Origin of the sequence: Gemmobacter lutimaris, assembly GCF_003570715.1 — a bacterium.
Taxonomy (GTDB): Bacteria; Pseudomonadota; Alphaproteobacteria; order Rhodobacterales; family Rhodobacteraceae; genus Gemmobacter; species Gemmobacter lutimaris.
Map to the genome: position 1 here is coordinate 260,784 of NZ_QXXQ01000003.1, position 13,679 is coordinate 274,462.

Consider the following 13,679-nt stretch of genomic DNA (forward strand, 5'->3'; position numbering starts at 1 on the left):
AAGATGAGTATTTGGGCAAGAAGCAAAGGCGCTTCGGGTTATTCGGCCGCCACCGGGGTCGGGTCGACCAGCGCCACGATGTCGAGCATGATGCGGTTCAGTTCGAAATCCTTCGGCGTATAGATGGCAGCGACGCCCATGGCGCGCAGTTTCGCGGCGTCATCCTCGGGGATGATGCCGCCGACGACCACCGGGATGTCGCCGAGGCCTGCGGCCTTCATGCGCTCCATCGTTTCTGCGATCAGCGGCAGGTGGCTGCCCGAGAGGATCGAGAGGCCGACGACATGCGCCTCTTGTTCCGCGGCGGCGGCGACGATTTCGGCGGGCGTCAGGCGGATACCATCGTAGTGGATGTCCATGCCACAATCGCGGGCGCGGGCGGCGATCTGTTCAGCGCCATTGGAATGGCCGTCGAGCCCCGGTTTGCCGACGAGAAACTTGAGTTGCCGGCCAAGGCGCGACGACACGGCCGAGACCGCCTCGCGGATCGGGTCCAGCCCCTCGGTGCGGTTGGAGCGGTTCTTGGACACGCCGGTCGGGCCGCGATACTGGCCGAAGGCGGCGCGCACGGTGGCACCCCATTCGCCGGTGGTGGCACCGGCCTTCGCGGCTGCGATGGAAGCGGGCATGACGTTGCGGCCATCGGCGCAGGCTTCGCGCAGGGTGGTGAGTGCGGCCTTCACTGCGGCCTCGTCCCGGGTTGCGCGCCATTGGGTCAGGCGTTCGATCTGGTCGCGTTCGGCGGCTTCATCCACCACCATGATGGCGCCGTCGCCGGCGGTCAGCGGCGAGGGGGCGGCCTCGGTCCAGCGGTTCACGCCGACGACCACGGTTTCATTGCCTTCGATCCGGGCGATGCGTTCAGCATTGGCCTCGACCAGCCGGCCCTTCATGTATTCGATGGAGGCGACGGCACCGCCCATGGCGTCGATCTGCGCCAGTTCCTCGCGCGCGCCCTGTTTCAGGGCCGCGACCTTCGCGTCCACCGCCGGGTTGCCGTCGAACAGATCGCCATACTCCAGCAGGTCGGTTTCATAGGCGAGGATTTGCTGCATGCGCAGCGACCATTGCTGATCCCAAGGGCGCGGCAGGCCGAGCGCCTCGTTCCAGGCGGGCAGTTGCACCGCGCGGGCGCGGGCCTTTTTCGATAGCGTCACTGCCAGCATCTCGATCAGGATGCGGTAGACGTTGTTTTCCGGCTGCTGTTCGGTCAGGCCGAGCGAGTTGACCTGCACACCATAGCGGAAACGGCGATACTTCGCATCGGTGATGCCATAGCGGTCGAGCAGGATTTCATCCCACAGGTCCACGAAGGCGCGCATCTTGCACATTTCGGTGACGAAGCGGATGCCGGCGTTCACGAAGAACGAGATGCGGCCGACCATGTTCGGGAAATCCTCGGGCGCGACCTTGCCCTTGAGGTCATCCAGCACCGCACAGGCGGTGGCGAGGGCGAAGGCAAGCTCCTGCTCGGGTGTCGCGCCCGCCTCTTGCAGGTGGTAGGAACACACGTTCATCGGGTTCCATTTCGGCAGGTGCTTTTGCGTATAGGCCGCGACATCGGTGATCATGCGCAGGCTGGGCTTCGGTGGGCAGATATAGGTGCCGCGCGACAGATATTCCTTGATGATGTCGTTCTGCACGGTGCCTTGCAGTTTCGACACATCGGCGCCCTGTTCCTCTGCCACCGCGATGTAAAGCGCCAGCAGCCAGGGGGCGGTGGCGTTGATCGTCATCGAGGTGTTCATCTGTTCCAGCGGGATCTGGTCGAACAGTGCCCGCATGTCGCCCAGATGATTCACCGGCACGCCGACCTTGCCCACCTCACCGCGGGACAATTCGTGATCGCTGTCATAGCCGGTCTGGGTAGGCAGGTCGAAGGCGACGGAAAGTCCGGTCTGCCCCTTGGCGAGGTTGGTGCGGTAAAGCGCATTCGACGCCTTCGCCGTGGAGTGGCCCGCATAGGTGCGGAACAGCCAGGGGGCATCTTTCTTGGCTTCGGTCATGGCGGCCTCGTGAATCGGGTTGGCAATTTTATTGCTTGGAAGATGATATGCGGGAAAGATTATGGCAATGTCAATTCGCCGCGTCGCAGCATGGCCGGATTTACGCAGATGCGGCGATGGCCTAGGCTCGGACAATGACAGAAACGGTGGAGCTTCCCCTCTGGCTGGTGGTGCTGGCCCTTGCGCTGGCGGCGATTGGTGCGCTGGAGCGGGTGCTGATGCCTTCGGCGCGTTGGTTTTTGCGGCGACGGGCAGAGCGGCTGGTGGCGCGGCTGAACACCCATCTGGCGCGGCCGATCCGGCCGTTCCGCCTGATGGCGCGGGCGGATCGTATCGTGCAACTGACCTATGATCCGAAAGTGGTGCAGGCCGCGATGGACCATGCGCAGGACACTGGCATGCCGGAGCCGGTCGCCTTCGAGGCCGCCCGCAAGGCCGCGCGCGAAATCGTGCCGGGCTTTTCGGCGCTGGTCTATTTTGGTGTGGCGACGCGATTGGCGCGCTGGCTTAGCCGGGCGCTTTACACGGTGCGGGTGCGGCCGGTGGATGCGGCGCTGGCCGGGATCGACCGTGAGGCGACGGTGGTTTTCGTGATGAACCACCGCAGCAATATGGATTATGTGCTGGTCACATGGCTGGTCGCCAACCGTTCGGCGCTAAGCTATGCGGTGGGGGAATGGGCGCGGGTCTGGCCGCTGTCGGCGATGATCCGGGCAATGGGTGCCTATTTCATCCGGCGCGGCTCGCGCGATCCGCTCTATCGCCGGGTGCTGGCGCGCTATGTGCAGATCATCACCGCCGAAGGGGTGACGCAGGCGATCTTCCCCGAAGGGGGGCTGAGCCTCGATGGCCGGGTCGGGGCAGCGCGGATGGGGTTGCTTTCCTACATCTTGCAGGACTTCGGGCCAGATCACCGCGATGTGGTGTTTGTGCCCGTCGGCATCGGATATGATCGGGTGCTGGAGGATCGGCTGCTGGTCGAGGCGGCGGCGAAGGGCGAACGCAAGTTCCGTGCCGGGCCGCTGGGAGTTCTGGGGTTCCTTTGGCGCATGGCGCGGCGCAAGTGGAAGGGCACCTATTCCGGCTTTGGCCATGCCGGAGTTGCTTTCGGGGCACCGCTGTCCCTGCGCGACTGGCTGGCCACGCATCCGGCCGATGCCGGAGCCTTGGGAACGACCCTGATGGCGCGCGTGGCTGAGGCTGTGCCCGTTCTGCCGGTGCAGCTGGCTGCTGCCGCGTTGCGCATGGGGGCGGCGCCGGTGCCCGAACTGGTCGGGCGAGCCATGCGGTTGGCGCAGGAACTGGAGGCGCGGGGGCTGGTGACGGATCTGGGGGAGCGGCGGGAGGAGGCTTTGGCCGCTGCTTTCGAGGTTCTGCGCCTGCGGGGCCTGATGGATGCGGCGGGGCAGGTGCCAGAGGGGCAGATGCCGCTTCTGGCCTTTCAGGCGGCACCCGCCGAGCAGGGATTACAAATTCAATAAGTTGAATTTGTATATGCGATGTGCTATCCGAGTCGCAAGGGCGTATTCCGCGCTCATGGAAATGGAGCTTCACATGACCCTCGATCGCACGATCTTCCTTTTCGCTGGTGTTATGGTGCTGCTCAGCGTCGCGCTGACTGTCTGGGTATCGCCCTATTTCGTCTGGTTCACCGTTTTCATCGGTGTGAACCTGATCCAGTCGTCATTCACCGGCTTCTGCCCGGCCGCCATGGTGTTCCGCGCGCTGGGTGTGAAAGCCGGTTGCGCTTTCCAGTAAGGAAATCCGCGCCCGCTTGACGCAGATCATGGCGGGCGCAAAATCCTCGTGTGAAAATTTGTTGCATTGTAGTATAATGCGCGAGCAACACGAGGAGGATTGAATGACCCACAAGATCCTGTGCCCCACCGATGGCACCGACCATTCGAATATCGCAGTTGCCTATGCCGCCGAACTCGCGGCGCAAACTGGCGCACCGCTGTCGATCTGCGTTGTGAACGTGGCCCACGGTGGCGCGAAAGGCCCTCTGATTCATCACTGGACCGATGCCGAGGTTGTGGCGATCCTGGATGCGGCAGTCGCTCTGGCCGGCGAGCGTGGCGCAAAGGAAGTGAAGCGCGTCGATATTGTCAGCCGCGAGGCGGCGGCTGGTGTTGTGCATTATGCCGAACAGAACGGCTATGATCACATCGTGGTTGGCACCGGCGACAAGCGCGGAATTTCGCGGCTGATGTTGGGTTCGGTTGCCGCCGATGTCATGGCGCGCGCGCATTGCACGGTGACTGTGGCACGGTGACGCTGTTTGCCCCGTCTTGTTTTCGCTATGCTGCATTGCAGAAATGGGGGAATCGGATGGGCAAGGTCATCACGGTCGCACAGCAGAAGGGCGGGGCGGGCAAGACTACGCTTGCCGCGAACCTTGCTGTCTGTCTGGTGCGGCAGGGGCTGGATGTGGCGTTGGTGGACAGCGATCCGCAGGGCAGCCTTGGACGCTGGTTCATGACCCGGCTCGACCGTCTGGGCGAGCCGGATATGGATTTTTCCACCGCCTCGGCATGGGGCGTGGGCTATGAATGCAAGAAATTGCGTGCCCACCATGACGTCGTGATCGTGGATACTCCGCCAAAGGTGGATAGCGATCTGCGCCCCGCGCTGCGCGAGGCCGATCTTGTGCTGGTGCCGGTTGCCGCCAGCCATGTGGATCTTTGGGCCACTGATGGTGTGCTGGATCTGGTGGCGCGGGAAAGCGGGCGGGCATTGATCGTGCTGAACCGGATGAATACCGGAACCCGTCTGGCCGAGGATGTGGCCAAGGCAGCAGAAGGTGTGGCCCGCGTTGCGAAATCGCGCCTTGCCGCCCGCGTGGCTTTTGCCGAAACGCTGGGGCAGGGTTTGGGCGTTGCAGAAGGGCGCGGCGCCGCGGCGAGTGAGGCGCGCGCGCTTATGGCCGAAGTTCTTGCCGAACTCGATCTTGAGGCGGACGCCTAGAACACGTCGAACAGGTAAAGCAGGATGATGAGCGGGATCGGTATTCCGATCAGCCAAGCCAGAATGCCCTTCATGTCTTCCTCCGTCAGTTTCTGAAAAAGCAACGCAGGCGGGCTCTGGCGGTTCCATGCGCACGCCGTATCACGCTTTCGCGCAAGGGGGATGTTCGGCGACGCGGGCGCGATTATATTGCGACCATGATGCTTCGTTCCGCCCTTCTGGCCCCGCTCGCCGCGCTTGTTTTCGCCCTGCCCGCGCAGGCCGAGAAGATTTCGCTGTCCGCCCTGTCGAAATACCTCAACGGGCTGACCACCGTTGAATCGCAGTTCACGCAAGTAAACAGCGATGGCAGTATCGGCACCGGCACCATCTATATCTCGCGTCCCGGCCGGGTGCGCTTTGAATATGCTCCACCCGACAAATCGCTGGTGCTGGCAAGCTCGGGCAATGTGGCGATCTTTGATCGCAAGTCGAACCAGCCGCCGGAACAATATCCGCTGGCAAAGACACCGCTGAACCTGATCCTTGCCAAGAACGTCGATCTGGCGCAGGCGAAAATGGTGATCGGGCACCGTGAGGACGGCAACACCACGCGTGTCTTGGCGCAAGACCCAAAGCACCCGGAATATGGCAGCATCGAAATGGTGTTTACCGCCAATCCGGTAGAGCTGCGTCAGTGGATCATCACCGATGACGCGGGCAGCAAGACGACGGTTATTCTGGGCGAGATGGCCAAGGGCCGCAGTTTCAAGTCCGGCTTCTTCGACATTCCGCTGGAAATGGAACGGCGCAACTGAGGCGCCGCCTTACCGCCCACAGCCTGACAGTTGCGCCGCATAATTGTCGGCGCGCTGCTGCACCCGGTTCGCCACATCCACCAGCCAGGTTTTCGCATTGTAGCTGCCATTGGCAAAGCCGGTGCGACCTTCGTGATAGGCAAGATATTGGCTGCGGGCATCCCATTTTGAAACGCCCAGACGTTTCTCGGTGCCATCCATATACCAGCCCATGAAATCGGTCGCGTCGTCGATCCGGTCGCGTTTTGCGCGACCGTTGCGCGTTTCCTTCTGGTATTCCTCCCAAGTGCCATCCAGCGCCTGACTGTAGCCATAGGCCGTGCTTTGCCGCCCCATCGGAATGATGCCCAGCGCAAAACGATGCGGGGTGCGGGCATTGCCGATGAATTTGCTTTCCTGATGGATGGTTGCCATCTGCACATGCACAGGCACGCCCCAGCGGCGTTCGGTGGCCTTCATGGCCCGATAATACTCAGGGCGCTCCCTCAGGATCGCACAGGCATCCTCGAGATTGCGCGGCGCCGCAAATCTGCTGCCCCCGCCGCAAGAGGCGAGGAGAAGAAGAAGGATCGACGCACGGAGAAGTCTGCTCATCTGCCCCTCGCGTGTCGTTGTTTTGTCGCAGGATATGCGATTTCGGAGGAAGGGGAAATGGCCCGCGACAGCATTTCGCATCAGTATTCCGCGAGCCATACGCCAAACTGTGAGGCGATGCCTTACAGACTGTTTCCTTCCGAATCACCTCGGCACTGTGGACCTGCGATCCTCAAAGGATTAGGAATTTCCAATAGGGGGTCCGTAACGAATGCTCAAAGCGCAGGCGAAATATCATCTCGGCCAGGTGCTGCGGCATCGGAAACACCCGTTCCGCGGGGTGGTTTTCGACGTGGATGCGATGTTTTCCAATACCGAGGAATGGTATGCCGCCATCCCGGAGGACAGCCGCCCCGAGCGCGACCAGCCCTTTTATCATCTCTTGGCCGAAAACGACCAAAGCTATTACGTCGCCTATGTGTCGGAACAGAACCTGATCCCGGACGAAACGGGTGAGCCGGTGGATCACCCGGACCTGCATGACCTGTTCGGCGATTTTGAAGACGGGCGTTACCCGCTGCATTTCAACCTGAATTGAGGCTGCTCGGCCATTAACCCGGTCGCTGCGTCAGCCGGTTTCAGAGGCGGGTTTGACCCGGATCGCGCTAGTAGCCCAATGCGCAACCGTCCTTGCGCGGGTCAGACCCACCTTCCAGAACGCCAGAGGGATGGATGACAATGGCCTGAGCGCCGCCAATCGGTTCTTCCGCCTCGCGCACGGTATGACCCATGTCCGCGAGCTCGGCCGCAACGGACGGGGCATAGCCGCGTTCCAGCGTGAATCCTTCGGGTGTGGTAAAGCCGCGCGGGGCGTCGATGGCTTCCTGTAGCTCCATCCCGTAGTCACGCAGGTTGGTTACCAACCGGGCGTGGCCGCAGGGCTGATAGGCACCCCCCATGACGCCGAAGGGCATGGTGACATGGCCGCCTTCGGCCAGCATGCCGGGGATGATTGTGTGCATCGGGCGCTTGCCGCCCGCGGCCTCGTTCGGGTGACCCTGTGTCAGGCTGAAGCCCGCGCCTCGGTTCTGGAAATTGATGCCGAATTTGGTTGAGGCAAGCCCCGCGCCGAAGCCCCAGAAGATCGAATAAATCAGAGAGACCGCCATGCGGTCCCGATCTACCACAGTGATATAGACGGTATCCTTGTGCACCGCTTCGGTCAGTGCGGCAGGATTGGCGCTGGCGCGGCGCGGGTTGATCAGTGCTGCGAGCCGTGCAGCCGTCTCGGGGGCGAGCATATGAGCCAGCCGTGCCGTATGGTCGGGGTCGGCAAGGAAGCGGTTGCGGGCATCATAGGCCAGTTTCGCGGCCTCAGCCTCGATATGGGCGCGGGTAGCCCCGAAGGGGGCCATGGCGGGCAGATCGAAATGCGACAGGATGTTCAGCAACAGAAGTGCGGTCGCGCCCTGACCATTCGGCGGATGTTCGATCACCTCGGCGCCTTTGTAGGGGGCGGCGACCGGATCGGTATAGAAGCTTCGCACCCCGGCCAGATCGTCCATCGTATGCGGCCCACCCAGTGCGTTCAGCGATGCGATCATGTCCTCGGCCACTTCGCCTTCGTAAAAGCCTGCACGCCCCTCGCATGCAACGCGGCGCAACACCTCGGCCTGGCCCGGTGCGCGGAAGATCTGCCCCACTTCCGGCACCTTGCCATTCAGCAGGAAATGCCGTCGGGCCTCACCCTGCAAGACTGCCGCATCGGTGCCCCAGTCAAAGGCGACACGCGGGGCGACGGGCACGCCTTCCTCTGCGTAGCGGATGGCAGGGGCGAGGGTTTCGGCCAGCCCGATCCGTCCCCAGTCTGCGCTCAGCCGACAGAAGGCGTCCATGGCGCCAGGCAGCGTGACGGCATCAATGCCGTGGATCGGCATGGCTGTCAGACCCCTGGCGCGCAGGGCATCTGCCGACAGGCCCGCAGGGGCGGGGCCTGATCCGTTCAGGGCGATGACCCTTTCTTCGCCCGCGGGTTTCAGAAGCACGAAGCAATCGCCGCCGATCCCGGTCATCTGCGGCTCGCAAATCCCCAAGAGCACCGCGCCCGCAATCGCGGCATCCGCCGCATTGCCGCCGGCTTGCAACACATCCAGCGCGACCTTGGCCGCAAGCGGGTGTGAGGTGGCGCACAGGCCATTGCTGGCAAGCACTGCCGACCGACCGGGTTTCTGGAAATCACGCATATGCCCCTCCATCTTGCGGTGAGGTTAGGATGCGCGGAAGGGAAGGGGAAGAGCCTCGGCGCCGCGATCTGGGTGGGGGCTTTCTCACGGCACCGAGGGAAGCCTTGTGCAGCTACCCGGAGAATGTTGCAAAACAGGGCGGCGCTATTGAGGGGGAAATGTGGCATGAATCTGTCATGGCGTCCGGATTGGCGCCAATGCGGGGTGCGGCGCCTCATTGACGCCAAGGCACGATCAATGTCAGTTCATTCCCTTCTGCGTCGCGGCGATACTGCAATTCGGTGCAGAGGCTTCGAATCAGAAACCAGCCAAAGCCACCCTCGGGCAGATTTGCGCCGCCAAGGGAAGGTGAAAGCCCCAAGGGCGCCTCAAGTCCGGGCATCGGCAAGCCCTGATCTGCAATGCGGCAGGTCATTCCGGCAGCGCAAGCGGCAAGCTGCAGGTCGATCCGGCCCGGAACGGTCGGATAGGCATGTTCGACGATATTGTTCAGCACTTCGGCCAGAACGATTTCCAGCCGTTGCCGGAAATCGGCGTCACCGGCGAGGCGCGGCTGTGCCATCAACCGGGACAGGGCGGCGCGCACTTCTGCGGATGTTCCCCCAAGCCGCAGGCAGATTTCCGTCGTGTCGGTCATGTCTGGGGGACGCCGTCGGTCAGCCGGCTTCCCGCAGCGCGGCGGGCAAATCAGGATGAATGCGAAAAACGCTGTCCATCCGGGTCAGACGGAACACCTTGTCCACGGCGGGCGTCAGTCCCGCCAGTTCCAATCGCCGCTCTGGCCCCAGCAGCTTCATCACCGCCACCACGGCGCCGAGGCCCGAGCTGTCCAGAAACCTGACGCGTGCCATGTCGATCAGCACACGCCCTTCGGCCTTGGCCACCAGTTCACGCATCCTGTCCTTGAACTGGATCGCACAGGCGGCGTCGATTCTGTCTTCCTCCACCTCCACCAGCAGGGTATCCGCCAGCGTTTTTGCATGCAGGTTCATCTGCCGCTCCTTCTCGTCATCCGCTTGCAGGTTACGGTGCGTTCGTTAGCATCCGGTAAGCGCCAGATGCGATTGCAGGAGATCCGATGACCCCCGACTATGCTGAACTCAGCCGCAGTATTGCGGCCCTTTGCGAGGGTGAAACCGATACTGTGGCGCTGATGGCGACGGTGGTGTGCGAGCTGCATCACGGTCACCCCCTGTCAGACTGGACCGGGTTCTATCGGGTCACCGCGCCTGAAACGCTGAAGATCGGTCCCTATCAGGGCGGTCATGGCTGTCTGGTGATTCCCTTCGCGCGCGGGGTCTGTGGTGCAGCGGCGCGCACGGGCGAGGTGCAGCTCGTCCCCGATGTGGAGGCTTTCGAGGGTCACATCGCCTGTTCCTCGACCACCCGGTCCGAACTGGTGATTCCCGTCCGCAATGGTGCAGGCAAACTGCTGGGCGTGCTGGATCTGGACAGCAATTCCGAAGCCGCCTTCACCGAAGAGGACGTGCGCCATCTGACCGCAATTCTGGACGAGGTGTTCCGGCATGCCGAATGACATTCATCGCGGATCGTGCCTCTGTGGCGAAGTCGTGTTCGAGGTCGAGGGGCCGCTGCGCGACGTGATCGCCTGTCATTGCACGCAATGCCGCAAGACCTCGGGCCACTACTGGGCGGCGACTTCCGCGGCACATGAACGGTTCCGGCTGGTGCGCGATGCGGGTCTGGTGTGGTATCGGTCTTCCCCGACGGCGCAACGCGGTCATTGTGGCCATTGCGGCGCCACCCTGTTCTGGCAGCCCGAGGGCGAGGCGCGGATTTCCTTTTCGCCCGGTGCGCTGGAGGGGGTGACCGGGGTGCAGACGGCCGAACACATCTTCACCGAAGATGGTGGCGACTATTACCCGGAAAGCACCGCGCCCCGAACGGCACCGGGTGCACGCTTGCGGTCTTCTTGCCTGTGCGGCGCCTGTGCTTTCAATCTGCCCGCCCCGGCAGGGCCGATCACCGCCTGCCATTGCACACAATGCCGCAAGCTTTCCGGCCATTTCAGCGCAAGTTTCGATGTGCCAGAGACGGCACTGGTCTGGGAGAGCCGCGGGGCGCTGGCAGAATTTACCACTCCGGGTGGCGGCACACGGGGGTTCTGCCGGGACTGCGGATCAAGCCTGTGGTTTCGCGCGGCCGATGGTGCGTTTTCAGTCGAGGCCGGCGGGATCGACGGCCCGACGGGCGGGCATCTGGCCGCGCATATCTTCACAGCAGATGGTGGCGACTATTACAGCCTTGATGACGGTCTGCCGCAGTTCGCCGGGGCCGAGCCTTGACGCCACGTCCGCCACCGCCGACAGTGCGGAACAACAGCCAACCGAGAGGGTGCCCGTGGCGCTGAGTTTCCGGCAGACCGAAATCCTCGCCATCGCGCGCAGCGAGGGCCGCGTGGTGGTCGAAACCCTGGCGGAACGCTTTGGCGTGACGCTGCAAACCATCCGCCGCGACCTGACCGATCTGGCCGAAGCGGGGCATCTGGATCGTGTGCATGGTGGCGCCGTGATCCGGGCCGGCGTCAGCAATATCGGTTACGAGGAACGGCGTGGCATGCACGGCAATGCCAAGGCTGCCATCGGCCGCGCCTGCGCGCAGGCGATCCCCGACAATTGTTCGATGATCCTCAACCTCGGCACCACGACCGAGGCGGTGGCGCGGGAGTTGCTGCACCACCGCGAAATCACCGTGGTCACCAACAACATGAACGTAGCCAATATCCTTGTCACTAACCCGTCCTGCGAGATCATGGTGGCGGGCGGCACGCTGCGCCGGTCCGATGGTGGGCTGGTGGGCGATCTGACCTCGCAATTCATGGAGCAGTTCAAGGTCGATTACGGCATCATCGGGATTTCCGCGCTGGACCCGGATGGTGACCTTCTGGATTATGACGTGAACGAGGTAAGGGTGTCGAAGGCGATCATCCGCCAGTCTCGCCGGGTCTATCTGGTCACCGATGCGTCAAAGCTGGAACGCTCGGCCCCCGCGCGGCTGGCAAGCCTTGCCGACATCGACGCCATCTTCATCGACCGCCCGCTGCCGGAGCCACTGATGCAGCGCTGCCGCGACTGGGGCACCGAGGTGCATGTGGCGGTTCAGCCCGCCGGGTGAATGGGCCGGCTGGGCACCCAGGCATAGCCTTCGGGGCAAAGGATCACTGTTTCACGCAGCGCATGGCCCGGCTTGTCGGTCGGCGGTTGCAGGATCACCGCCTCCCCCTCGGCGGCGGCCCTTCCGGCTGCGACATCCGGGTCGGTATCATAAAGCCGGATCTCTGCACCCGCACCGCGCGGCCCGCTTTCCGGCAGCAAGGCAAACAGAGGATGCGCGGCGAAAGTGCCGTCGGAATGCAATTGGAATGGCTGGCCCGCATAGACCATGATGGCGAAATCCTTGCTGAGCCGGTGCACACCCATCCCGAACACCACTTGCAGAAACGCCGCCTCGCGCAGCACGTCGCGGCACAAGAGGTTCAGCCCCATGCCACGCAGGCTGTGGCCGAAGGCGGGGGCGGGAACGGTTTCGTAATCCATGGCATCCTCAACGTGAACACGGCTTCATTCTGGGCCGGAAAAAGCTTCAGGGAATGCAAAATGCGACAGGATGGGACAGCAAAGTGCTTTCTGCCGCACACTCTGGCCATATCGTCGCCATATGCGCGTGCATTTTCGTGCGAGAAGCCTCTTTGGTTGTATGAAGTGTCGGCTGAATGAAACGCCTTCCTGTTCTTGCACTTTTCCTTGTTCTGTTACCCATGCAGGGGGCGTATGCCTCGCGGCTCGACGATGCGGAATATATAGCCGCCCAGCAGATTTCCGATGCTTTCGTGCTGACTTTGCGCGCCGCTGCCGCCACGCGTTTCGCCGCACGATTGGAACGGCCGCTGGCCAAACTTGGCGGGCGGGTGGTTGACCCGGAACGTCTTGCCGCGATGCTGCCCGAAAGCGTGTCCGATCCGGCGGTCGGCCATCTGCACAAGGCGCTTGCTGTCGGCTATCGCCGGGCGGTCCCGGATGAGCATTTGACCGCCATTGCCGCCTTCCTGCGCAGCGATACCGGCACTATGTTGCACGCCGTCGTGGTGGAACGGCAGCAGGCCGTCGCCGCTCGTGCGGATGGTATCACCATACCAAGGATACTGCCGGAGGGATGCCTTGAGGATCTCGGAGTCCTGACCGAGCAGGAAACCGAAAGTTGCCGCACGTTCATGGCAAGTCCGGCGGCCGAAGCCTTGCGGTCCCCGGTGGCAGGTATCGAACTGGTGTTTCTTCTGCAGGCCAGCCTTGCACAGGTGGACCGAATCCCCATCCAGCTGAACGCCTCCTACATGATCCGCATTCTTGAAGCCGATGGCGTGGTCACCTTCCCGAACCGGGTCGCGCGGAGGAACGTCATCGACCAGCTTCGCCAACAGCAGTAGGGCCTTGCCTTCCGCCTGACACAGCCCGACTGTGGCGGTAACAGCGCCCAGAGGAGGCCCGGATGTTCGACCTGCTTGCCCTGATCCCCGCGCCCGAACTTGCGGCTTTTCTGGCCGCCGGGATCGTGCTGAACCTGACGCCCGGCGCGGATGTGATCTTCGCCACCGCCTCGGGCATGGCAGGCGGGCCGCGCGCGGGGGCAGTGGCAGGGCTGGGCGTCGGGTTGGGCGGGCTTTGGCATGTCGGCCTGGCGGCGGCCGGGGTCAGCGCCTTGGTCGCGGCGCATCCCGGCGCGCTGGTGGCGCTGAAATGGCTGGGCGCGGCCTATCTTCTGTGGCTGGCGTGGAAAAGCTGGACTGCCGGACCAGCCACCGAGGCGGGGCGTGGCATCGCCAGCCCCCTGCGCGCACTATGGCGCGGGTTTCTGACCAATGCCTTCAACCCGAAGGTGGCGCTGTTCGTCATCGCCTTCCTGCCACAGTTCACCGATCCGGCGCGCGGCCCGGTCTGGCAGCAAATCCTTGTGCTGGGCGTGCTGTTCACATTCACCGGCACCTTGATTACATGCAGCTATGGCGCGCTGGCGGGCTGGGCCGGTCAGGCGCTGGGCCGCCGGATGGGCGTCTTGAACAAGGTGGCGGCCGTGATGTTCGGCGGACTTGCCGCCCGGCTGGTGTGGGAGTGAAC

At 63.3% G+C, this 13,679-nt stretch carries 17 protein-coding genes; 11 read left to right on the forward strand and 6 right to left on the reverse strand.

Annotated features, from left to right (window positions below):
• Positions 1-38: 38 nt before the first annotated feature.
• Positions 39-2,006, reverse strand: a complete 1,968-nt coding sequence (locus D2N39_RS07790; RefSeq protein WP_119134204.1) for a protein meaA — start codon at positions 2,004-2,006, stop codon at positions 39-41.
• Positions 2,007-2,140: 134 nt separating this feature from the next.
• Between D2N39_RS07790 and D2N39_RS07795 the strand changes: the two genes are divergently transcribed.
• The 5 genes from D2N39_RS07795 to D2N39_RS07815 all read left to right on the forward strand — a co-directional run bounded on the left by D2N39_RS07795 (position 2,141) and on the right by D2N39_RS07815 (position 5,770).
• Entirely contained in the window at positions 2,141-3,487 is a 1,347-nt protein-coding gene (locus tag D2N39_RS07795; RefSeq protein WP_119134205.1) for a 1-acyl-sn-glycerol-3-phosphate acyltransferase, read from the forward strand.
• A gap of 73 nt (positions 3,488-3,560) precedes the next feature.
• On the forward strand, positions 3,561-3,764 hold the full coding sequence (locus tag D2N39_RS07800) for a YgaP family membrane protein (protein WP_119134346.1): 204 nt from the start codon (positions 3,561-3,563) through the stop codon (positions 3,762-3,764).
• A 103-nt stretch (positions 3,765-3,867) separates the two neighbouring features.
• Positions 3,868-4,281 carry a universal stress protein gene (locus D2N39_RS07805; RefSeq protein WP_119134206.1) on the forward strand — a complete coding sequence of 138 codons (414 nt, stop codon included), beginning with the start codon at positions 3,868-3,870 and terminating at the stop codon, positions 4,279-4,281.
• 56 nt (positions 4,282-4,337) lie between these two features.
• Positions 4,338-4,973, forward strand: coding sequence for a ParA family partition ATPase (parA, locus tag D2N39_RS07810; RefSeq protein WP_119134207.1), 636 nt, complete (start codon positions 4,338-4,340; stop codon positions 4,971-4,973).
• Between the two features lie 197 nt (positions 4,974-5,170).
• Entirely contained in the window at positions 5,171-5,770 is a 600-nt protein-coding gene (locus tag D2N39_RS07815) for a LolA family protein (protein WP_119134208.1), read from the forward strand.
• Positions 5,771-5,779: 9 nt separating this feature from the next.
• Here the strand turns inward: D2N39_RS07815 and D2N39_RS07820 are convergent, their stop codons facing one another.
• Complete coding sequence (locus tag D2N39_RS07820) at positions 5,780-6,364, reverse strand: transglycosylase SLT domain-containing protein (protein WP_119134209.1); 585 nt, start codon at positions 6,362-6,364, stop codon at positions 5,780-5,782.
• A gap of 211 nt (positions 6,365-6,575) precedes the next feature.
• Here D2N39_RS07820 and hspQ point away from each other — a divergent pair, with 211 nt between their 5' ends.
• Entirely contained in the window at positions 6,576-6,902 is a 327-nt protein-coding gene (gene hspQ / locus D2N39_RS07825) for a heat shock protein HspQ (RefSeq protein WP_119134210.1), read from the forward strand.
• Between the two features lie 67 nt (positions 6,903-6,969).
• Here the strand turns inward: hspQ and D2N39_RS07830 are convergent, their stop codons facing one another.
• From D2N39_RS07830 to D2N39_RS07840, 3 genes are all read right to left on the reverse strand, one after another.
• Positions 6,970-8,547 (reverse strand): gamma-glutamyltransferase family protein, encoded by a 1,578-nt coding sequence (locus tag D2N39_RS07830; RefSeq protein ID WP_119134211.1) that lies wholly within the window; start codon positions 8,545-8,547, stop codon positions 6,970-6,972.
• Positions 8,548-8,761: 214 nt separating this feature from the next.
• Positions 8,762-9,184, reverse strand: a complete 423-nt coding sequence (locus D2N39_RS07835) for an ATP-binding protein (protein ID WP_119134212.1) — start codon at positions 9,182-9,184, stop codon at positions 8,762-8,764.
• A 19-nt stretch (positions 9,185-9,203) separates the two neighbouring features.
• The gene (locus tag D2N39_RS07840; protein ID WP_119134213.1) at positions 9,204-9,539 is read right to left on the reverse strand and encodes an STAS domain-containing protein; all 336 of its coding nucleotides are present in this window, start codon (positions 9,537-9,539) and stop codon (positions 9,204-9,206) included.
• Between the two features lie 86 nt (positions 9,540-9,625).
• Between D2N39_RS07840 and D2N39_RS07845 the strand changes: the two genes are divergently transcribed.
• From D2N39_RS07845 to D2N39_RS07860, 3 genes are read left to right on the forward strand one after another with little or no spacing between them, the layout of a single operon-like run.
• Complete coding sequence (locus D2N39_RS07845) at positions 9,626-10,084, forward strand: GAF domain-containing protein (protein ID WP_119134214.1); 459 nt, start codon at positions 9,626-9,628, stop codon at positions 10,082-10,084.
• The gene (locus D2N39_RS23315; protein WP_233557084.1) at positions 10,074-10,853 is read left to right on the forward strand and encodes a GFA family protein; all 780 of its coding nucleotides are present in this window, start codon (positions 10,074-10,076) and stop codon (positions 10,851-10,853) included. Before D2N39_RS07845 ends, D2N39_RS23315 begins: the two co-directional genes overlap by 11 nt.
• 55 nt (positions 10,854-10,908) lie before the next feature.
• Complete coding sequence (locus tag D2N39_RS07860) at positions 10,909-11,682, forward strand: DeoR/GlpR family DNA-binding transcription regulator (protein ID WP_119134348.1); 774 nt, start codon at positions 10,909-10,911, stop codon at positions 11,680-11,682.
• On the opposite strand, the gene D2N39_RS07865 is transcribed toward D2N39_RS07860, so the two are convergent.
• The gene (locus D2N39_RS07865) at positions 11,667-12,104 is read right to left on the reverse strand and encodes a glyoxalase (RefSeq protein ID WP_119134215.1); all 438 of its coding nucleotides are present in this window, start codon (positions 12,102-12,104) and stop codon (positions 11,667-11,669) included. The two genes, D2N39_RS07860 and D2N39_RS07865, sit on opposite strands and share 16 nt — an antisense overlap.
• Before the next feature lie 176 nt (positions 12,105-12,280).
• Between D2N39_RS07865 and D2N39_RS07870 the strand changes: the two genes are divergently transcribed.
• Both D2N39_RS07870 and D2N39_RS07875 read left to right on the forward strand, forming a co-directional pair.
• The gene (locus D2N39_RS07870; RefSeq protein ID WP_119134216.1) at positions 12,281-12,991 is read left to right on the forward strand and encodes a hypothetical protein; all 711 of its coding nucleotides are present in this window, start codon (positions 12,281-12,283) and stop codon (positions 12,989-12,991) included.
• 62 nt (positions 12,992-13,053) lie between these two features.
• Positions 13,054-13,677, forward strand: coding sequence for a LysE family translocator (locus D2N39_RS07875; RefSeq protein WP_119134217.1), 624 nt, complete (start codon positions 13,054-13,056; stop codon positions 13,675-13,677).
• Positions 13,678-13,679 lie beyond the last annotated feature (2 nt).